Source organism: Pseudoxanthobacter soli DSM 19599, from assembly GCF_900148505.1.
Classification (GTDB): Bacteria; Pseudomonadota; Alphaproteobacteria; order Rhizobiales; family Segnochrobactraceae; genus Pseudoxanthobacter; species Pseudoxanthobacter soli.
In genome coordinates this window covers 94309-114562 of the sequence record NZ_FRXO01000004.1, presented here as the reverse complement: position 1 = coordinate 114562, position 20254 = coordinate 94309, and the positions used below count along the sequence as shown (strand labels likewise).

Here is a 20254-nt window from a genome sequence, read left to right as displayed (position 1 = left end):
CACAGGATCGCCAGAGGAGAACCGAGACGTGTCGACCGGATCCCTGAAGTTGGTTGTCCGTTCCCTCGCTTTCGCCGCGCTCGCGGGCGTGGCGTTCGCCGGCGTTCCGGCCTTCGCCGCCGAGGTGAAGACGATCGCCATCCTCACGCCGGAACAGGGCACGGATTTCGGCTGGAACCAGCAGGGTATCGCCGCCGCCCGGGCTGCCGGCGCGAAGGAGGGTGTGCAGGTCATCGTCGCGGAGAATCTCGGCTACGGCGACGTCCGGCCGACCCTGCGCGAACTCGCCGAGGACGGCGCCAACCTGATGATCGCCCACGCCAGCGGCTACAACACCGCCGCCCCCGAGATCGGCGCCGAGACCGGCGTGCCCGTCGCGATCACCGACCGTCCGGATGCCGCCGTTCCGGGCAAGGTCGCCGACTATACCCTGAGCGGCCACGAGGGCGCCTATCTCGCCGGTCGCCTTGCGGCGAAGATGACGCGCACCGGCACCGTCGGCATCGTCGTGTCCGCCGAGCCTCCGGCCTGGAACGCGCAGTCGAAGGCCTTCGCCGAAGGCGTCAAGGCGGAGAACCCCAAGGTCGTCATCCGCTACGCCGTGATCGGCCCGGCCGCCTATTCGGATGCCGCCGGCGGCAAGCGCGTCACCGAGGCCGTCATCGCCGCCGGTGCCGACGTGGTGTTCGGCCAGGGCAACGGTTCGAGCTTCGGCATGCTGCAGGCCGTCGAGACCGCGAAGGCGGTCGACGGCGGCAAGGTCTATTTCATCGACGTCATCGGCGACAAGTCGAGCCTCGACAAGGGCAACCTGCTCAGCTCCGTGGTCTGGAACCTCACGCCGGTGTTCACGGCGATGATCGAGGACGTGAAGAACGACCGCTTCGGCACCCACAACTACCAGATCGGCCTTGCCGACAATTCGGTCGCGCTGCTCAAGACCGATCACATCCCGCCGCAGGTGTGGGACGACCTGATGGCCATCCGCCAGCAGATCGTCGACGGCAAGATCAAGGTCACGCCGTCCTACGATCCCGCTGCCGTGCATCAGGTCGTCAGCGAACTGCCGGCGAAAGCGCAGTGACCGACGCCGCGCTCGTCTCCCTGGAAGGCATCACCAGACGCTTTCCGGGCGTGACGGCGCTCGACGGGCTCGACCTCGCCCTCATGCCGGGCGAGGTGCATGTCGTCCTCGGCGAGAACGGCGCCGGCAAGTCCACGCTGGTGGCCATCCTGTCGGGCCTGCAGCAGCCGGACGCGGGCGCGATCCGCATCGCCGGCAAGCCCGCACGCCTCGCCTCCCCCCGGCGCGCGCTCGCCCTCGGCATCGGCACGGTGTTCCAGCATTCCATGCTGGTGCCGAGCCTGACGGTCGCCGAGAACGTCGCCCTCGGCGGACGCTGGTGGGCCGCACCGGATCGCGCCGGCCTGCGGCGGCGCATCGCTGCGCTTGCCGCCGAACTCGGCATCGCCGTCGATCCCGATGCCGTCGCCGGCACGCTCTCCCTTGGCGAACGCCAGCAGGCCGAGATCCTGCGCGCGCTGATGCGGGGCGGCCGCGTCGTCGTGCTCGACGAGGCGACCGCGATGCTGACGCCGCGCGGTGCCGCCGACCTCGGCGCGCTGATGCGCCGTCTGGTGGCGCAGGGCTTCGCCGTTCTCTTCATCACCCACAAGCTCGCCGAGGCTGAGGCGTGGGGCGACCGCATCACCGTGCTCTGCCGGGGCCGCAAGACCGGCGAGATCGCGCCCGCGCGCCTCGCCACGCTCGACCGCGCAGCGGTCGCCCGCGAAGCGCTCCGGCTGATGTTCGGCGAAGCGGCCACCGAGGAGGCCACACCGCCCCCCCGCCGCGCAGCGCCTGCCACGGCATCGCCCGTCCTCGACATCGCATCGCTCGCCGTGGACGACCCCGCGATGCCGGTGACGGACATCACGGTCGCCATCGCCGGAGGCGAGATCCTCGGCGTCGCCGGCATCGACGGCAACGGCCAGCGGCAGCTCGCCGAGGCGCTCGCCGGGCAGCGCCCGGCCGCCGCCGGCCGGATCCGGCTCGACGGCCGTCCGCTCGACGCTCTCTCCGTCGACGACCGCCGCGCCCTCGGCCTGCGCTACGTCACCGACGACCGCCTCGGCGAAGGCATCGTCTCCACCATGGCCGTCTCCGACAACCTCGTCGTCAAGGACATCGGCCGGCCGCCGTTCTGGCGCCGGGGCCTGGAACGCCGCGCCGAGATCGACCGTCACGCCCGCGCGCTGGTCGCGGCCTTCGACGTGCGCACGCCCGGCATCGATACACCGGCGGGCCGGCTCTCCGGCGGCAACATCCAGAAGGTCATCCTCGCCCGCGAACTCGACGGCGTGGCGCGGGCGGTGATCTTCGCCAAGCCCACCAACGGGCTCGACGTGGTGAACGCCCGCGCCGTCCGCCGCCGCATCCGCGAGGCGGCCGACCGGGGAACGGCCGTGCTGCTGTTCTCGACCGACCTCGACGAGCTTCTCGAACTCAGCGATCGCATCGCCGTGATGTCCCGCGGCCGTCTCATCGCCATCGTCGCGAACGATGGCGCGGCCCGCGTGCGGGTCGCCGATCTCGTCAGCGGCGTCGCGGCATGATGGAAGCGCCGAAAGCAGGGCACGGGCCGGAGGAAGCCGGCGCGCACGTCCAACGCCGCCATCTCACCCCGAACCATCTCGCCCAGACCATCGCCGGCGCGCTCGCTGCGAGCCTCGTCCCCGTTCTCGTCGCCCTTCTGCTCTCAGGGGCGCTGCTCGCCGCGTTCGGCGTCGATCCCCTCGCCTATTATGGCTATGTCGTCGCGCGCGGCGTGCTCTCGCCCTCTGGCCTTCAGAGCACGCTCACCCACATGGCACCGCTGCTTCTCATCGCCGCCAGCCAGATCGTCGCCTTCCGCTCGGGCGTGTGGAATCTCGGTGGCGACGGCCAGTTCCTGCTCGGCGCAACGGCCGCCGCCGCAGCCGGCCCGGCGCTCGCCCTCGTGCTGCCGCCCTGGTTGGCGCTCGCTCTCGGGCTGGCGCTCGGGTTCGCGGTCGGCGCGCTGTGGTCGCTCGCCCCGGCCCTGCTCAAGGCCTATCAGGGCCTCAACGAGATCGTCACGACGCTGATGATGACGTTCCTCGGCGTGTCGCTCGCCAATGCGCTGGTCAAGCTCGTGTTCCTCGATCCCGCCACCACCGTGCCCCAGACCCGCACGCTTGCCGTCGCGGACCGGCTGCCGCGGCTGTTCGGCACCACGGTGTCCAGCGGCCTCCTCATCGGGCTCGTCGCGCTCGTCGCCGTTCATCTCGTCCTGCGATACACCGCGTTCGGCTTCCGGCTGCGCGTCACGGGCGCCAGCACGCGGGCGGCCGTCCATGCCGGGCTCGACGTGCCGCGGCTCGTCATCGCCGTCTTCGCGCTCTCAGCCGGGCTCGCCGGGCTTGCGGGTGCCGTTCAGGTCCTCGGCGTCGAGGGCAACATGCGGGCGGACTGGAACCCGGCCTATGGCCTCGTCGTGGTGCCGCTCGTCTTCCTCGCTCGCCTGAACGGATTGGCCGCCATCGTGTTCGTGTTCCTGTTCTCGGTGCTCTCCATCGGCGGCGAAAGCGCCGCCCGGCGGCTCGGCGTCCCGAACGACCTCACGCTCGTCGTCGCCGCCATCGTGCTCGTCACGCTCGCGCTGGCCGAACGCCTGCAGCAGCGCAGGCAGAAGCGGGCGGGGGCGTGACGATGGCGCTGTTCACCGAAGCCTTCGTCACCGCGCTCGTCCTCGGCGCCATCACTGCCGGGGTGCCGCTGCTGCTCGCCGGTCTCGGCGAGCAGATGTCGCAGAAGGCCGGGGTGCTCAATATCGGCATCGAAGGCATGATGCTGGCTGGTGCCTATGCCGGCTTCCTGGCGGCGTTCGAAAGCGGATCGCTCTGGCTCGGCTTCCTGGCCGGGCTGATGGCCGGCATGGCGGTCGCGGCGCTGATGGCGCTGTTCGCCGTGCGGCTCGGCATGAACCAGATCGTGGTCGGCATCGCGCTCACCCTCGGCGCCGAGGGGCTGACCGCGCTCATGCATCATGCGCAGTTCAGCCAAAGCTACCCGCGCCTGCCCGCGCCGGACGCGCTCGCGGTCCCCCTTCTCTCCCGCCTCCCCGTCCTCGGCCCGGCGGTCTTCACCCAGCCGCCGGTCACCTATCTCGCGCTCGCCATGGTGGCCGTGCTGGCGTTCGTCTATCGCCGCACCCATTTTGGCCTCGCGCTTCAGGCAGCCGGCGACGCCCCGGCCGCGCTCGATGTCGCCGGTGTCGACGTGACGGGAACGCGCTGCGTCGCGGTGCTGTGCACGGGGGCGCTGTCCGGCCTCGGCGGCGCCGTTCTCGCGGAGGTCGGGGCCGGCATCTTCGTGCCGTTCATCACCAACGGCGCCGGCTTCATCGGCATCGTGCTGGCGATGCTGGCGCGCGGCCGGCCGCTGTGGGTGCTGGCGGGCGCGCTCCTGTTCGGCGCCTGCCTGTCGCTGACGACCGCCCTCCAGGTCGCCGGCGTCGACGTCCCGACCGACATCGTGCAGATGCTGCCGTTCGCGGCCGTCATGATCGCGCTCATGCTGTTCGGCCGCCGGGCCGGCCTGCCTGCCGCGCTCGGGCTGCCCTATTTCAGGGGCGAGCGTTGAAGGCCGAACCGGGACCGTCGCCCGAGCTGTGGGACCGGAAGCCTGCGCCGGTCGTTCAGACCGCTTCGATCCGAACGGATTATGCTCTAGGTTCGCTCCGACCGCGGAACAGCGGACACGCTTGGAGGACATCGCCGGTGCGCGTGGGTCGTCGCCAGCCCGGACTGCCATGGATCGCCGTCGCACTCGCGGCGACGCTGTTCCTGAACGGTCTCTGGGTCGGCCTCGCGCTGGGCTTCGGCCCGCAACCAGCCGGCGCGGTGGATGCAGCGACCCGGCTTGCCCAGGCCGAACCCGGCTACGGCGTGCTCTGCCTGCACGATGCCGACGATGCGGGCAGCCCGCATCGGTCGGGCCACGATTTCCTGCCCGCCTGCTGCACGATCGGCTGTCCGATGTTCGCGCCGGCCGCGATGCCGCCCGCGGCGCCGCCGTCCGCCCTCGTCCGGCACGGCTTCGCCTTCGTCGCGCGGTGGTCGGTCTCGCCCACGCCGGGCGTGACGCCGCGCCTGTTCGCCAAGCAACCCCGCGCCCCGCCCGTCGCGGCATGATTAGGCCGGCATCGCCGGCGACGTTGCTTTCACCTCGAAGAGAATCCGGGCCGATCTTCCGACCACACGCTCGCATGGCTGACGTCACTGCCGTTCCAGCCGGAACGGTCTGTGCCGACGGCAGCCGGGTGCACCGGCGAAGCGGCCAAACACCGATTGTCACATCATGTCTGCACAGACCCTTTCAAACGTTCGCTCCCGCCTGCGCGCCACCGTCGTCGCAGCGCTCCTCGTCGCCCCGCTGTCGGCTGTGATGGCGGTTCCGCTCGCCGGCCCCGCCGCCGCCCATGGCTTCAAGGTGGGCGATCTGGAACTCGCCCATCCGTGGGCGCGCGCGACGCCCCCCGGCGCCAAGGTCGGCGGCGGCTATGTCACCATCGAGAACACCGGCGGCACCGCGGATCGCCTGATCTCCGCAACCGCCGATGTCGCCGGGCGCACGGAAATTCACGAAATGGCGGTGACAGACGGCGTCATGACCATGCGGCCGATGAACGAGGGCGTGGAGATCCCCGCCCACGGCGAAGTCGCCCTCAAGCCCGGCGGCTATCACCTGATGCTGATGGAGCTGAAGCAGCCGCTGAAGGCCGGCGAGTCCTTCTCTGGAACGCTGACGTTCGAGAAGGCAGGAACGGTGAAGGTCAAGTTCTCCGTCGAGCCGATCGGCACGACCACGCCGAGCGAGATGGCAATGCCGGACGGCATGACCATGGATCATGGCAGCGACGGCATGCAGATGGATCACGGCAACGCTCAGTGAGCCGTGGCCGGTCGCTTCCCCCGGACCGGTGGCGTCCTGAGGAAGGTCCTCTGACGAAACCGGCGGGAGCGATGGTTCGCTCCCGCCGGGAAAAATGTCGGTCCGGGCACGTGGCACCCGCTTCGCGCGTTGCCACGTCCGGATGAGCCGGCCTCAGGCCTGCACGAACACCTGACGCTGGGTGCCGAGGCCCTCGATGCCGAGTTCGACCACGTCGCCCGCCTTCAGGAACACCGGCGGCTTCATGCCGAGGCCGACGCCGGGCGGGGTGCCGGTGGAGATGATGTCGCCCGGACGCAGGCTCATGAAGCGCGACAGATAGGACACCAGGAACTTCACCCCGTAGACCATGGTCTTGCTGGAGCCGTCCTGGACGCGCTTGCCGTTGACGTCGAGCCACATCTTCAGGTTCTGCGGGTCCGGCACTTCGTCCCGGGTCACGAGCCACGGGCCGGTCGGGCCGAAGGTGTCGGCGCTCTTGCCCTTGGTCCACTGGCCGTGGTGCTCGGTCTGGAAGGCGCGCTCGGAAACGTCGTTGACCAGGACGTAGCCGGCGACGTGATCCATCGCCTCGTCTTCGCTGACATATTTGGCGGTCTTGCCGATGACGACGCCGAGTTCGACTTCCCAGTCGGTCTTCTGCGAGCCGCGCGGAATCTCGACATTGTCGTTCGGGCCGCAGATCGCCGAGGTCGCCTTCATGAAGATGATCGGCTCGGGCGGCACGGTCGCGCCGGTCTCGGCGGCGTGGTCGGAATAGTTGAGGCCGATGCAGATGAACTTGCCGGTGCCGCCGACGGCGGCGCCGAGGCGCGGCGAGCCCTCGACCACCGGCAGCGTGGCCGGATCGATGGCGGCAAGGCGGGCAAGCCCTTCCGGCAGGATCGCGTCGCCGGCGATGTCGGCGACGTGGGCGGACAGGTCGCGGATGGTGCCGTCAGCGGCGAGAATACCCGGCTTTTCCTGGCCCAGCGGGCCGTAACGCAGCAGTTTCATGCGGTTGTCTTTCTCGGTGCGTGTCGGAGTGGGCCGCGCGGGCGAGCCCAGTGGAAGCGGCAGACGAGGAACCTCAGTTCACCCAGCCGCCGTCGATGACATGGATCTGGCCGGTGGTGTAGGTCGCCGTCGCGAGATAGAGCGCGAGGTCGGCGATTTCCTCGGGGGAACCGATGCGGCCGATCGGCTGGCGGGCGACGAAGGCCGCGCGGGCGGCTTCGTAATCGCCCTGCTCGCGCAGGCGCTGCTGCAGCGAAGGGCTGTCGACGGTGCCGGGGCAGATCGCGTTGACGCGGATGCCCTTCGAGACATAGTCCGCCGCGACCGCCTTGGTGAGGCCGATCACGGCCGCCTTGGTGACGCCGTAGACGAAGCGGTTCGGCACGCCCTTCACGCTGCTCGCCACCGACGACATGTTGATGATCGAACCGTCGCCGCGCTCCAGCATGCCCGGCAGCACCGCCTTGATGGTGCGGATCATGGCGCGGACGTTGATGTTCACCGCGAAATCGAAATCGGCATCCGTCATCTCGAGGATGGTGCCGCCGTGGACATAGCCCGCGCAGTTGAACAGCACGTCGACCGCCCCGATTTCGGCGACCAGCGCATTCACCGCATCGGAATCGAGCACGTCGAGCCGGCGGGGCGTCACACCCTCGATACCCTGAAGTTCGGCGAGCTTCGCCTCGTTGATGTCCGTCGCCCAGACGCGCGCGCCCGCCTTCGCGAAGGCTTCGACCGACGACCGGCCGATGCCCTGAGCGGCGGCCGTGATCAGCACGGTCTTTCCCTGAAGTGAATGAGCCATCTCTTTGATCCGTGTTTCCTCGCCGCTCGACCGTCCGCGTCGCTCCGGCCGACGCCGCACCGCTTCGCAACACGAGGCAGCCGCCCGGCCGGGAACACGCCGGACCTGAATCGGCGGGCGCGAGTTGGCTTTTATCGCGAATATTCCGGCCGGTGAACCCGCCATGGCCGTGAAACGGCCGATTCGCCGATTTTGCGCCGGCATCTCAGCCCGTCAGCGTGGACCGGGAACGGGCCGCCCGTACAGGTTATGGCGGATGCGCACTCAAGACACGCAGAGATTGCAGATCGCAATACTTGCGCATGACCACGATTGACGCATCCCGAAAGTATTTGAACGCGAATAAATGAGGAATCCAGCCTCTCGCAAGCTTGAACCGATAGCATTTAGGAGACACTCACCCTGCCGGCCGGGAGACGACGTCATGCACGACAAGGACGGAGAGCTAATATTACCGGAAAACTACAAGATCATAATAATAGACGACAGCCAATTTAAGCTAAAATCACGTCATAATTTTGCAAACATAAGCAGCTTTTTTTCGTCCTCCAAGAAAAACTTGTTTGAAAATCCACCGGCCGCGACCGATATCAAACAAGGCGGCCTCGGCGACTGCTACCTGCTGGCAGCGCTGCAAGCTCTTGTCGAACAGGATCCGAAAATAATCACCGGCATGATAAAAGACCTTCGCCATGGTCATGTCGTCGTAAGGCTTTATTTGAATGGAATTACGCCTCAATATTACAGAGTCGAGAAGACACAGCTTGAGGGCGAGAACGACCCGGTCCAGTTTCATAGGGCCCCTTGGGTTCATATGATAGAGAAGGCTTTCGTTTATTATAGAATATCAACAAAACAAAGCGACAGTATATATTACGATGACGTCATTCGCCGCGGCCATACACATGAAGCGATCAGCGTTATTCGCGGAAATACAAAAACGGCGGAAATCGCCTTCAAGAAAAGCAAAGACCTGTCCAGTCAGTCGAGTTCATTTGCCTTTCTACGGGACATGATGGCGATCGATCTGAACGGCGGCACGATCGCTCAATGGAAGGAACGAAACGAAGAAAAATTCTTGACGATGAAACAAAAGGTCTTCGGCATAAGCGATCATGTCGTCGACTTCATCAAGATGACGCAGGCCTCGAACACGAAGCTTGTGGGCTGGAAGCCCGGCGAAAAGAAGAAACTGAAAGGCCTTTTCGAGGATCGATTTCAGGAAGGAGCGAATGTCACTTCTGACGATATCCTTGAATTCATGATGGCGAATCTACTTTACGACATGACGGATCCCGTCAACAATATAACCATGGCCTCGCTTTGCTGTTATATCAAATCGAACTTCTCGGGCCAACTTGGAACCGGTTGCTATTCCTTTGATGAAATGTCCCAGTTCAACGAGATCAAGGAAGCTCTTCTGAAGAAGAAGATCGTCACGGTCGCCAGCGTCCAGAACCCAAGTAACGGCTTCGTGGGAAGGCACGCCTATCAGGTGGTCACCGTGAAGGAAGACCTTCAACTCATCGGACGGGAAACTCAGGTCTGCCGGTTCCTGATGCTGCGCCATCCCTGGGGCGTTCATTTCCCCAAATACGTCCCAGTGAAGCGCTCATACAAGGATATCTTCGGGCAGACCCGGGAGACCACGCTGCTGTCGTCCGAGGAGACCGACGAAGCCTCCGATCTCGGGTTACCTAAAAGCGTCAATGTCAGCCCCGATGTCTTTCCGGTCGAACTGTCGGACTTTGTGAAAAATTTCACGCAGATCATGGCGACGGAATATACCGGCGGGTAGGGAACCGGCGCGCATATCGCGCGAGGGGTCCCGCCGCCTGGCACGGCATCGACCGGGAACGCGGCCGTCTTGCCTCGCGCCGGACGAACTCCCATGTCACCATTGCCGTCTTACCATGCGGAAGCTCCGCAACGGCCGCCCGTGTCCTGTCGAGACCACCCGGGTACCGTCCTGCCCCGATGAGGTTCGCCCGCCTTGACCCAATCCTTGCCCAATCCGCTTCTGTCCGACTGGACCGGCCCCTTCGAACTGCCGCCGTTCGCCGCAATCGCGCCTGCTGATTTCCGCCCGGCCTTCGAGCGGGGGATCGAGGAGCACCGCCGCGAGATCGCCGCCATCGTCGCCGATCCCGCCGCGCCCGATTTCGACAACACCATCGCCGCCTTCGAGGCGAGCGGGCGGACGCTTCGGCGGGTCTCGTCGGTGTTCTTCAATCTCGCCAGCGCCGATACCAGCGATGCGCTGCAGGCGATCGAGCGCGAGATCGCCCCCGTGCTCTCGCGCCACTACAACGCGATCTATCTCGACGATGACCTGTTCGCGCGCGTCGACGCCGTGTTCAGACGCGGGGTCGACGGCCTCACCGAGGAGCAGGCCCGCGTTCTCGAGCGCTATCACACCGGCTTCCTTCGCAGCGGCGCCGGCCGGCCGGCCGAGACCAAGGCACGGCTGGCGGCGATCTCGGAGCGCCTCGCCGTTCTCGGCACCACCTTCGGCCAGAACGTGCTCGGCGACGAGAAGGCCTGGACGCTGGTGATCGAGAACGAGGCCGATCTCGCCGGCCTGCCCGACTTCGTCGTGGCCGCTGCTGCGAAGACCGCCGAGGACCGCGGCCTCGCCGGACGCTGGGTCATCACGCTATCGCGTTCCTCGATCGAGCCGTTCCTGCAGTTCTCCACCCGTCGCAATCTGCGCGAGCAGGCGTTCAAGGCGTGGGCTGCGCGCGGCGCCAACGGCGGAGCGAGCGATAACCGCGCAATCATCGCCGAAACCGTTGCATTGCGCGCCGAAAAAGCGCGCTTGCTCGGTTACGCGAGCTATGCCGATTATCGGCTGTCGGACGCCATGGCGAAGAGCCCGGAGGCGGCCGGAGCTCTGCTGCGCTCGGTCTGGGAACCGGCGCGCAGGCGCGCCACGGAGGAGCGTGCGGCACTCCAGGATCTGGTTCAGGCCGAAGGCGGCAATTTCGACCTCGCCCCCTGGGATTGGCGGTTCTACTCCGAACGCCGCCGCAAGGCCGAATTCGATCTCGACGAAAGCGCCCTTAAGCCCTTCCTGTCGCTGGACAATATCATCGCGGCGGCCTTCGACACCGCCACCCGTCTGTTCGGCCTCAGCTTCACCGAGCGACCCGACCTCGTGCTCCACCACCCGGATGCCCGCGCGTTCGAGGTGAAGGATGCCGACGGCAGCCCGGTGGGTCTCTTCATCGGCGATTATTTCGCCCGACCGTCAAAGCGCAGCGGCGCCTGGATGAGCGCATTCCGCGGCCAGCAGAAACTGGTGGGCGACATCCGCCCGATCATCATCAACGTGATGAACTTCGCCAAGGCGGCCGATGGCGAGCCCACTCTTCTGTCGTTCGACGAGGCGCGCACGCTGTTCCACGAGTTCGGCCACGGTCTGCACGGGCTGTTGTCCAACGTGACCTATCCCTCGATTGCCGGCACAGGGGTGGACCGCGATTTCGTGGAGTTCCCGTCGCAGCTTTACGAACACTGGCTGGAACAGCCGGAGGTGCTGAGGCGCTTTGCCGTGCATTACCGCACCGGCGAGCCGATGCCCGCCGATCTTCTCGCGCGGTTGACCGCAAGCCGCACGTTCAACCAGGGCTTCGCCACGGTCGAATACGTCGCCTCGGCGCTCGTCGACCTCGAAATGCACATCCTGTCGTCCACGGAAGGCTTCGATTCCGACACGTTCGAAAAGAAAGTTCTCGACGAAATCGGGATGCCGGATGCGATGGTCATGCGCCATCGACCGGCACATTTCCAGCACGTCTTCGCCGGCGACGGCTATTCTTCAGCCTATTACAGCTATCTGTGGTCCGAGGTGCTCGACGCCGACGGCTTCCGCGCCTTCAAGGAGTCCGGCGATCCGTTCGACCCGGCAGTGGCGAAGCGGCTGCGCGATTTCGTCTACTCGGCCGGCAACAGGCGCCCGCCGGAGGAGGCCTATCGTGGCTTCCGGGGCCGCGACCCCGACCCGTCCGCGCTTCTGGAAAAGCGCGGTCTCGCCGCCGCTCCGGTCGCTGCGGAGTGACGCATGCGGGAGGCATAACGCCTCCCGCAACTTCTCGGAAAATTCCGATAACTTAATGTTCTTGAATAATCTTCTCTAGATTCTCCCGCGAAGCGGCAACCACGAGAACCCGTCGCGGCCGATCAGTTCGTCGGCTGCTTCGGGCCCGCTCGATCCGGCCGCATAGGGATGGATATCGCCATGACCGCCGGCGGTCGCATCGATCAGCGACTGCACCGCTGCCCAGCCAGCCTCGATATTGTCGGCCCGCTGGAACAGCGTGGCATCGCCGATCAGGCAGTCGTAGATCAGCGTCTCGTAGCCGGTCGACGGTTCCGCGCGGAAATAGTCCGAGTAGCGGAAATCCATATCCACCTTGGAGAGCTTTACCTTCCGGCCGGGGACCTTGGCGGCGAACCGCAGCGAGATGCCCTCGTCCGGCTGCACGTGAATGACGAGCAGGTTCGGCTCCAGCGTACCTGTCGGCGTGTCTCGGAACAGCACGCTCGGCGCGCGCTTGAACTGGATCGCGATTTCGGTGCGCCGCACCGACAGCGCCTTGCCGGTCCGGATATAGAACGGCACGCCGGACCAGCGCCAGTTGTCGATCATGTATTTCAGCGCGACATAGGTTTCCGTCGTGCTGTCCGGCGAGACATCCGGCTCCGACGTGAAATCTGAAACGACGCGACCGTCGATGTCACCGGCCCGATATTGCCCGCGTACGGACCACTTCAGCGCCTCTTCGGGGCTGTAGCGGCGGATCGCCTCGACGACCTTCGCTTTCTCGGTTCGGACAGCGTCGGCGTCGAAAGAGTTCGGCGGCTCCATCGCGACCATGGAAAGCAGCTGGAACATATGGTTCGGCACCATGTCCCTGAGAGCGCCGGTCGCATCGTAGAACCGGCCGCGCGCCTCGACGGTGACGGTCTCCGCTGCTGTGATCTGGACGTGGTCGATATATTCGCGGTTCCAGATCGGCTCGAAGATGCCGTTGCCGAACCGCAGCGCCATCACGTTCTGGACCGTTTCCTTGCCGAGGAAATGGTCGATCCGGTAGATCTGCTTCTCCGTCGTGTCCCGCAGCAGCGCGGCGTCGAGCGCCTGCGCCGACGTGAGGTCGGTGCCGAACGGCTTCTCGATGACGATGCGGCGGAAGCCGTCCGGCGTCTCCTTCAGCAGACCGGCCTTGCCCAGATGATCGACGACCGGTCCGAAGAAGCGCGGAGCAACGGCGAGATAGAACACGGCATTGGCATGGCCGTCAGCGGCCGCGATGGCTGCGATGCGATCGGCGAGGCGCCGGTAGGTGTCCTCATCCTCGAAATCGCCGGAGACGTAGCCGCAGCGCTCCACAAGCCACGACCAGGCCGCGCTGTCGATCTTCTCCGGCGCGTTGCTGTGGCCCGCGATCAAGCCGGGCACGGTGGAATCGAGATAGTCGCGATAGTCCTGTTCGCTGCGAGCGATATGGTCCACCCCGACGACGGAGAAGTGCGCGTTGAGCAGCTTCTCCACCGCGAGATTGTAGAGCGCCGGCATCAGCAGCCGCTTCGTCAGATCTCCGGAAGCGCCGAAGATGAACATCGTGGCCGGAGGCGCGATATCGGCCTCGCCCGACCGCTCCGCCACCAGCGTACCGCCCACAGCCGTCATGGTCGCCTTCTCCCGTTCGTTTCTCGCGTCGTCCGCCCTTCCCTGTAGCGCATGCCGTTGACAGCCATGTCAACGTCCTGCCCGCCCGATCAGCCGGACGCGGCATCCCGCGCCTGCGCCAGAAGGTGCCTGTCGAAGACCTCGGTCAACGGCATCGGCTTACCAAGGAAATAGCCCTGCGCCATGTCGATCCCGATCTCGCGCACGGTGTTGAGGATCGCCTCGGTCTCTACGAACTCGGCGACGGTCACCATGCCCAGTGCGTGGCCGATATCGTTGATCGATTCAACGATACGCCTGTCGACCAGGTTATCGTCGACATGACGGATGAAGGCACCGTCGATCTTGATGCAATCGACCTGAAATTGTTTGAGGTAAGAAAAGGAGCTCAGTCCAGCGCCGAAGTCGTCGAGGCCCACTTTCGCACCCGTCGCGCGTGCGGCCGACACGAATTCCTTGGCTGTGCTGAAATTGTTGATGAGTGCGGTTTCGGTGATCTCGAACTGCAGCCGTCCCGGCCTTATGCCGGAGATCAGCATCTCATTCTGAACGAAAGCCCAGAGGTGCGGATCGTTGAGTGAATTGGCAGACAGGTTGACGCTGAACGACAGACCCCGGTTCAAGCGCATGTCGTCCCGGTGCGCACGCAGCAACGTCGATATTACCCAGCGGTCGATGATGCCCATCAGGTCATAGCGCTCCGCCGCCGGAATGAAGCTGCCCGGAGGAATGAGTGCGCCGCTCTCGTCGACCATGCGCAGGAGGATCTCATAGTGCCGATCATGGCCCCTGTCGGGGTCGATGGCCCGGATTTCCTGCGCGAACAGCTTGAATCGCCCTTCATCGATGGCCGCGCGTATGCCGGCAGCGATCTGAATTTCCTGGTAATAGCGGCGTGCGTCACCCGCCTCGGCAGAGTAGGCCGCCACGCGGTTGCGTCCGCCCGCCTTCGCCGCATAGCAGGCGACGTCGACCTGCTTCATGAGTTCGTCAGGGGGCGCCGACGTCGGACCGATCTCGGTGAGCCCGATGCTCGCGCCGATATCGTAGACCTTGCCTTCCCACGGAAAGCGCACCACGCGGATGGCGTCGATAGCCCGCTGGCAGACGGCCTCGGCCTCAACGAGGGTGCAGTCATGCAAGAGAACGGCGAACTCGTCGCCTCCGAAGCGAGCGACGACGTCGTCGGGCCGCAGGGCCTCCCTGAGGAGCCTGCCGACTTCGCGCAGCAGCATGTCGCCCGCGGCGTGCCCGGCGGTATCGTTCACGATCTTGAAGCGGTCGAGGTCGATATAGCCCACGGCGTGGCAACGTCCGCCGGCGGCAGCGCTGGCGGAGGCCTCATGCAGCACGGTCTCGAACGCGGCGCGGTTCGGCAATCCCGTCAAGGCATCGTGAGCCGCGGCGTGGGTGAGTTCCCGCTGCAGCGTGCGGGCAACGGTCACGTCCTGGAAGATCAGCACGGCACCGATGATCTCTCCGTTCGCGGTGCAGACCGGCGCGGAGGAATCGTGCACGGAAAACCGCTCGCCATTGCGACTAACGAGAAGCGAACCTTCCGGAGCGGATGCCGGCATCTTGTGCTGCAGGCTCGCCATCACGGGATCGGACGCCGGCTCGTCGGTCATCTCGTTGACGATCGAGAAGATGTCGGTCGACGGCCTGCCGACCGCATCCGCCTGAGACCATCCGGTCAGTTGTTCCGCGACCGGGTTCATAAACGTCACACGGGCATCGGCATCGGTGCAGATCACCGCATCGCCGATCGACATGAGGGTGATGCGAAGGCGCTCTTTCTCCTCGTGAAGCGCATCGGTCAGCGCGTGCTGGTCGGTGGTATCCCATTGGGCGCCGACGACCTTGGCGGGCTGGCCGGCTCTGCCGGGCACGATCCGCGCCATGGTGCGGACGTGACGGACGACTCCGTCGTCGCGGACGATCCGATACTCGGACGTAATCCGATGGGCTCCTTCGAACAAGCTCCGGATTTCCAACTTGGCCCGATCGAGATCCTCCGGCAGCACCCGGCGTTCCCAGTCTTCCACCCCGCCCGTGAAACGGTCAGCCGTGGTGCCGTAGAGCTCGCACATGCGCTCGTCCCAGACGATACGCCGCGTGGTCAAATCCACCTCGAAGATGCCGAGTTCGGCGGCGGATGCTGCAAGCTGGATGCGTTCGGAGAGATTGCGCACCGACTCCTCGGTGCGGTGGCGCTGGGTAATATCCGTGTGCGTACCGATGGTCCGTTTCGCCCGGCCGGTCCCGTCGCGTTCCAGCACGCGGCCACGATCCAGGATCCAGACCCAGTTCCCCGATTTGTGCCGCATGCGGAATTCGAGCTCGAAGCGGTCGGGTCCCCGCGTCAGAACGGGTTCCCTCACGGCGCGAACATGTTCGATGTCATCCGGGTGAACCAGTCCCTCCCAATCGAACGAGCCGTCCTCCAGTTCGGCGTCCTCGTAGCCGAGCATGTTCTTCCAGATGCGGGAATAGTAGGTGCGACCGGTGGTTTCCTCACGGTCCCACACGCCTTGTCCTGCGCCTTCGAGCGCGAACTGCCAGCGGCTTTCGCTCGCCGACAACAATTCGACCGCACGCTTGCGCTCATCGATGTCTTCGATCTGCGACAGGAAATATTGCGGCTCGCCAGTCACATCGTCCCGAACCATGGAGGCGGTCAGCAAGGCCCATATGACTCGGCCATCCCGGCGAACGTAGCGCTTCTCGACGCGGTAGGTAGCGCGCTCGCCCGCGACCATTTTGTGGAAGATCTCCAGATCGCGCGCCAGATCTGCGGGATAGGTAAGCTGGCGGAACGACAGTCCGCGCAACTCCGCATCGGGATAGCCGAGCATCCCTGACAAGGCCGCGTTCCACTGCTGCAGGCGGCCATCGAGTCCAACGATCGCCATACCGATGGCCGAATCCATCATCGCATGCCTGAAGCGCGCTTCGCTGCGGCGCACGGCCTGCTCGCTTTCCCGAACGGTGTCGCGCTGCAGGGCGATCAGGAACGGCAGAACGCTCATCATCGCGGCGGAGATGTAGCGCACAACAGCGTCCGGGGCGGCGGTGAGGTTGATGGCCTGCAAGACGACAACGACCGCGACCATCGTGGTGCCGAAGATCGCCGTTCGAAATGCATCGAACCACAGGGCCGCGAGAAGGATCGGCACGGCCAGGACGGCAAAGGGGTAGTGGATGGAACTCGCTGTCAGGGCCGTGACCACAAGGCCGGTGACGAGCGCTACCAGAAAGACCAGCGCCGAACGACCCTTCACGAGGCGCCTCAAGGCCTTACGGTCGACCGTCAGGGCGACCGGGATCACGAGGCCGACGGCCCAGGCTGTCGTTGCGAGATAAAGAATCCACGCTTCCTGCCACGGCCTGCCGGTGAAGACCGCAAGCGCCGGCACGGACAGGCAGGACGCGACCACCGGCCCAATGAAACCGGCTGCAAACAGAACCCAGAGGGAAGACAGCAGCGTCGGGGTCGCATTCGGCCGTGTGGTCCGCAGGATGACCATGGCCGCGACACCGACATTGATCACCCCGCCCACCGAAATAAGGCTGGCGAACAAGGGTTCCCGCTGCAGGAGAACCTGGATGGCGAGCGCGGCCGCAAGAACGCCTGCCAGGGATGGCCAGATCGCGGGGGGCCGAAGGCGGATGAGTATAGCGACGGCGACAGCGCTCGGCAGCCAGATGCTCAGGGACATCCTGTAGTGTCGGGCGAGATAGACGGACAATGCGCCCAGCAGGAAATACACGAGCGCGACAAGCAGACCGACAAGAACGGGCCGGCCGCCGGTTTCGTCGCGCGTGCGTCCACCGTCAGAGATCCCGCCGTCCGCATCTTGCGTCACATTTACGCCCGCCACTCTGACGCCTGCCGGATTCGGGAGGTGTCACGATAAGACGTAACATCCATCCGGATGCCATCTTAAGACGCTCGTGGCTCTGTTGAATACGGGGGCGACGCCAATCTTCCGGCAGTCCGGCTTCGAGCGAGACCTTTTGTCCACGCCGCACTAAATCAGGCACCGGAAATCCGGTGCGCTCGGAACAACCCGCTCTCCTCTTCAACCGAAGAAGACGCAGCTTGCGACGGCGGACGCGGCGGTCGCGCCCTCCAGAGTCTTCAGGGTGCCGGTGGTCGTGATCACATGCCCGCCGAGGCTTTCCTTCCACGCGATCGAGTCGATGGTCCACTCGATCGTCGCCGTCGTTCCGGCGTTCACGGCTCGGCGGAACGACACGTTCATGCCGAGGCCGAGGGCCCTTCCCCGCGCATTGAAGTAGGACGCTGCGCATCCGATCATGACGGCGATGATCTGGGCCCCGCTGACGATCAGCCCGCCGAAGCGCGATGCCGCGGCTGCCTTGGCATCATGGTGTAGCGGGTTGTCGTCGCCAGCCAGCGTCGCGAACAGGCCAACGGATTCGACATCGAAGTGATGGCTCTTGCCGAAGCTGTCACCAAGCGAGAACGGCAGGTCTTCCACCTTGTGCCCGATCACCATTCGGAGCCCTCCCGATATTCTCGTCTCGAAATCAGCGCCTGAAGTTCGACGGCATCCCCGCTCCGAACGGCCCGTGGCCCAGCCCACCGAAGCCGGCCGGCATCGAGGCGCGGCCACCGAACAGGCCGGACGGACCCGTCATCCCTGGCGCTGACATGCCCTGCAGGCCGCCCGCGGGGAAGCTTCCACCGTGCAAAGCTCCGCCCGTAAAGCCGCCCGTGCCGCCCCCGCCGAACAGACCGGATGAACCGATCTGGACCGAACCACCGCCGTCGAGGCGCATGCCTGTGAAACTCACCGTCCCGTCCAACTGGCTGATCACATTGATGAAGGCACGCTCGGGCGTGGTTCCGATGCCCTGCCATCCGCCGCCGAGAGCGGCAATGCCGAGGGCGCCGTTTGACTGAGCAGTGACGTCGACGACGGTGTGCTCGGGCTGCGTCGTCACGGTGTCCTGCAATGCGCCGCCGGGATCGGAGACGACGAGGCCGTTGCCGACTTCGAGACCGGCTCCGGAGCGTTGCACATAGGCCTCGATCAGCCAGCGACCACCCGTATACGAGGGAAGGATGGCGTCAGGCTCTAGCGACGCCGCCATGAAGCCGCGGTCCGTCATCCAGCCCCGGGCGACGACGCGGCGTCCGTCCAGCACGGCCGGCGCGGGTTGCACGGGGAGTCCGAGAAGATCGAGGCCCCCGATGCGGTTCGCCCGCCCGTCGACCGAGAGGAGGCCGCGAACGAGATCCGTCCGGCCCGCGGGGCGAGCCAGCAATGTCGCAGCAATGGTTCCGCCGGGCATACGCAGGCCGCTGACGGCGACGCGCTCCCCGACACGCCATGCTCCATGACGGTTCTCCACCCGGGTCGTGTCCACCCGCTGGCCGAGGACGACGAGGCCCTGCGCCGTCACCTCTTCGATCGGGCCGACGACTTCGCTGACGATCGCGATCCTCGTCGTGTCCAGTCCGGTACCGGTGGGACTGGCGACGAGATGCACGACCTGACCGATACGAAGCGCTGCGGTGTCTGTGGCAAGACCGTCGATGGTGACCGCGGCGTCCTTCGGATAGGCGACACGGACATCGTTGACGAAAATGCTGCCGAATTTCTGGATCGTGCCGACAATGCCGGTGCCGCCGATGCCGCGATCCTCGTCGCCGCCGGAGGGAAGGGCCGCGCCTGACGCGCGCGGGCCGGACGCGGCCTGCGCAAGTGCGGGGATGGCGAGCGCGGCACTGCCGAGCGCGCGCAGCAGCCCCCTGCGGGTCCATGTCAAACGGCCGCTCACGGTTCCACCTCTCGATGGCCGGGCTCCGGCGGCGGCGCCGCCTCGCCATCCTCGACATAGACATAGACGCCGAAATTCCAGCGGCTGCTGCCGCCTGGGTCGCTCTGGCAGGCGGCATGGGCCTCGCGGTTGGCGGCCTGCAATGCCTCCATCGCCAGCGCCCGCGAGCGGGCGGCGAGATCGCGTGCCAGCGGCGCCGAAAGCCTGTCGTAATGCACCGAGCGCTCCATGAAGCGGGGCTGCGGGCTGAGGATGTTGCTGACGGCCGCTTCGGCGTGGTCGTGGAGGTTGCGGCTGAAATAATGCAGCTTCCGGTCGTCATCACCGCGGGGGATGAAGGCCGCCTCGGTGAGCACGATGCGCTCCTCGTCATCGAGCACGACGATCTTGCTGTCGAGCCACTCGTCCAGGACCGCGCGGGGGCGCACATCCCGCGTGACCGCAGACACCAGGGCATCGAACGACGGCTGGCCTTCCGGCGCGGTCCGCGGGAGCGGCAGGGGATGGCCGGCGGCATCGATATAGCCCGGCTCCGCGAGCCAGCGCGCGATGATGCGGCTCGTCCGCGACAGGCTCGTCGGCACGGTCTGCACCGGCGCGCCGGCGCCGCGCAGGCGGCGCACCTCCTTGCGGTGAATGCCCGTCAGCAGGCTCACGCGGCTGTCGGTCTGTTCCTTTCCCGGCAGCGCGAAGTCGTATTCGGCGACGTTCACATAGAGTTCGCGCAACAGGTCGACGAGCGCCGGGAAGGTGACGCCGCTTCGGATCATCAGACGCACGAGCGGACGCAGCACGCGCGCCAGGGGCGCATGCAGCCTCGACGCATCGGGCGGTGGCGAAGACGGTTCTGTCGACGGCGGTCCGGACATGACTCAAGCATAGCGGACCAGGCATGTGGGAGACAATCCCACAAAATCGTACCCGGCGAGTTGCGGCCAGACGGCGACGCACTGTTCCCGGTTCGCAACGG

General features: G+C 66.0%; 15 protein-coding genes. 8 read left to right on the top strand and 7 right to left on the bottom strand.

Annotated elements, in window-relative coordinates:
• Positions 1–28 precede the first annotated feature (28 nt).
• From BUF17_RS10810 to BUF17_RS10785, 6 genes are all read left to right on the top strand, one after another.
• Positions 29–1084, top strand: a complete 1056-nt coding sequence (locus BUF17_RS10810; protein ID WP_244530852.1) for a putative B6 ABC transporter substrate-binding protein — start codon at positions 29–31, stop codon at positions 1082–1084.
• Positions 1081–2616 carry a putative B6 ABC transporter ATP-binding protein gene (locus BUF17_RS10805; RefSeq protein WP_073628540.1) on the top strand — a complete coding sequence of 512 codons (1536 nt, stop codon included), beginning with the start codon at positions 1081–1083 and terminating at the stop codon, positions 2614–2616. Before BUF17_RS10810 ends, BUF17_RS10805 begins: the two co-directional genes overlap by 4 nt.
• A complete protein-coding gene (locus BUF17_RS10800) occupies positions 2616–3728 on the top strand; it encodes a putative B6 ABC transporter permease subunit 2 (protein WP_084564469.1) in 1113 nt (370 codons plus the stop codon). Before BUF17_RS10805 ends, BUF17_RS10800 begins: the two co-directional genes overlap by 1 nt.
• Positions 3729–3730: 2 nt before the next feature.
• Positions 3731–4663, top strand: coding sequence for a putative B6 ABC transporter permease subunit 1 (locus BUF17_RS10795; protein ID WP_073629218.1), 933 nt, complete (start codon positions 3731–3733; stop codon positions 4661–4663).
• Between the two features lie 137 nt (positions 4664–4800).
• Positions 4801–5214, top strand: a complete 414-nt coding sequence (locus BUF17_RS10790; RefSeq protein ID WP_073628538.1) for a hypothetical protein — start codon at positions 4801–4803, stop codon at positions 5212–5214.
• Positions 5215–5380: 166 nt separating this feature from the next.
• A complete protein-coding gene (locus BUF17_RS10785; RefSeq protein ID WP_073628536.1) occupies positions 5381–5974 on the top strand; it encodes a copper chaperone PCu(A)C in 594 nt (197 codons plus the stop codon).
• A gap of 153 nt (positions 5975–6127) precedes the next feature.
• Here BUF17_RS10785 and BUF17_RS10780 read toward each other — a convergent pair whose 3' ends face one another.
• Together BUF17_RS10780 and BUF17_RS10775 are read right to left on the bottom strand one after the other, a co-directional pair.
• Complete coding sequence (locus tag BUF17_RS10780; protein WP_073628534.1) at positions 6128–6970, bottom strand: fumarylacetoacetate hydrolase family protein; 843 nt, start codon at positions 6968–6970, stop codon at positions 6128–6130.
• A 73-nt stretch (positions 6971–7043) separates the two neighbouring features.
• On the bottom strand, positions 7044–7778 hold the full coding sequence (locus tag BUF17_RS10775; RefSeq protein ID WP_073628532.1) for an SDR family oxidoreductase: 735 nt from the start codon (positions 7776–7778) through the stop codon (positions 7044–7046).
• A gap of 424 nt (positions 7779–8202) precedes the next feature.
• Between BUF17_RS10775 and BUF17_RS10770 the strand changes: the two genes are divergently transcribed.
• Positions 8203–9576, top strand: coding sequence for a C2 family cysteine protease (locus BUF17_RS10770; RefSeq protein WP_073628530.1), 1374 nt, complete (start codon positions 8203–8205; stop codon positions 9574–9576).
• A 195-nt stretch (positions 9577–9771) separates the two neighbouring features.
• The gene (locus BUF17_RS10765; RefSeq protein WP_073628528.1) at positions 9772–11838 is read left to right on the top strand and encodes a M3 family metallopeptidase; all 2067 of its coding nucleotides are present in this window, start codon (positions 9772–9774) and stop codon (positions 11836–11838) included.
• Between the two features lie 75 nt (positions 11839–11913).
• Here the strand turns inward: BUF17_RS10765 and zwf are convergent, their stop codons facing one another.
• The 5 genes from zwf to BUF17_RS10740 form a co-directional block, all read right to left on the bottom strand.
• On the bottom strand, positions 11914–13473 hold the full coding sequence (gene zwf / locus BUF17_RS10760) for a glucose-6-phosphate dehydrogenase (RefSeq protein WP_073628526.1): 1560 nt from the start codon (positions 13471–13473) through the stop codon (positions 11914–11916).
• An 89-nt stretch (positions 13474–13562) separates the two neighbouring features.
• Positions 13563–17339 carry a PAS domain S-box protein gene (locus BUF17_RS10755; protein ID WP_073628524.1) on the bottom strand — a complete coding sequence of 1259 codons (3777 nt, stop codon included), beginning with the start codon at positions 17337–17339 and terminating at the stop codon, positions 13563–13565.
• A gap of 216 nt (positions 17340–17555) precedes the next feature.
• Positions 17556–17996 carry a MaoC family dehydratase gene (locus BUF17_RS10750; protein ID WP_073628522.1) on the bottom strand — a complete coding sequence of 147 codons (441 nt, stop codon included), beginning with the start codon at positions 17994–17996 and terminating at the stop codon, positions 17556–17558.
• Between the two features lie 31 nt (positions 17997–18027).
• The gene (locus tag BUF17_RS10745) at positions 18028–19284 is read right to left on the bottom strand and encodes a DUF5666 domain-containing protein (RefSeq protein WP_073628520.1); all 1257 of its coding nucleotides are present in this window, start codon (positions 19282–19284) and stop codon (positions 18028–18030) included.
• Positions 19281–20153, bottom strand: a complete 873-nt coding sequence (locus BUF17_RS10740; RefSeq protein ID WP_073628518.1) for a DUF6502 family protein — start codon at positions 20151–20153, stop codon at positions 19281–19283. The genes BUF17_RS10745 and BUF17_RS10740 overlap by 4 nt, the downstream gene beginning before the upstream one ends.
• Between the last annotated feature and the right edge of the window lie 101 nt (positions 20154–20254).

Bases quoted from the DNA above. Each gene is read 5' to 3' on its own strand.
- BUF17_RS10800 (WP_084564469.1), top strand. From the start codon at position 2,616: ATGGAAGCGCCGAAAGCAGGGCACGGGCCGGAGGAAGCCGGCGCGCAC.
- BUF17_RS10795 (WP_073629218.1), top strand. From the start codon at position 3,731: ATGGCGCTGTTCACCGAAGCCTTCGTCACCGCGCTCGTCCTCGGCGCC.
- BUF17_RS10785 (WP_073628536.1), top strand. From the start codon at position 5,381: ATGTCTGCACAGACCCTTTCAAACGTTCGCTCCCGCCTGCGCGCCACC.
- BUF17_RS10780 (WP_073628534.1), bottom strand. From the start codon at position 6,970: ATGAAACTGCTGCGTTACGGCCCGCTGGGCCAGGAAAAGCCGGGTATT.
- BUF17_RS10775 (WP_073628532.1), bottom strand. From the start codon at position 7,778: ATGGCTCATTCACTTCAGGGAAAGACCGTGCTGATCACGGCCGCCGCT.
- BUF17_RS10770 (WP_073628530.1), top strand. From the start codon at position 8,203: ATGCACGACAAGGACGGAGAGCTAATATTACCGGAAAACTACAAGATC.
- zwf (WP_073628526.1), bottom strand. From the start codon at position 13,473: ATGACGGCTGTGGGCGGTACGCTGGTGGCGGAGCGGTCGGGCGAGGCC.
- BUF17_RS10750 (WP_073628522.1), bottom strand. From the start codon at position 17,996: ATGGTGATCGGGCACAAGGTGGAAGACCTGCCGTTCTCGCTTGGTGAC.
- BUF17_RS10740 (WP_073628518.1), bottom strand. From the start codon at position 20,153: ATGTCCGGACCGCCGTCGACAGAACCGTCTTCGCCACCGCCCGATGCG.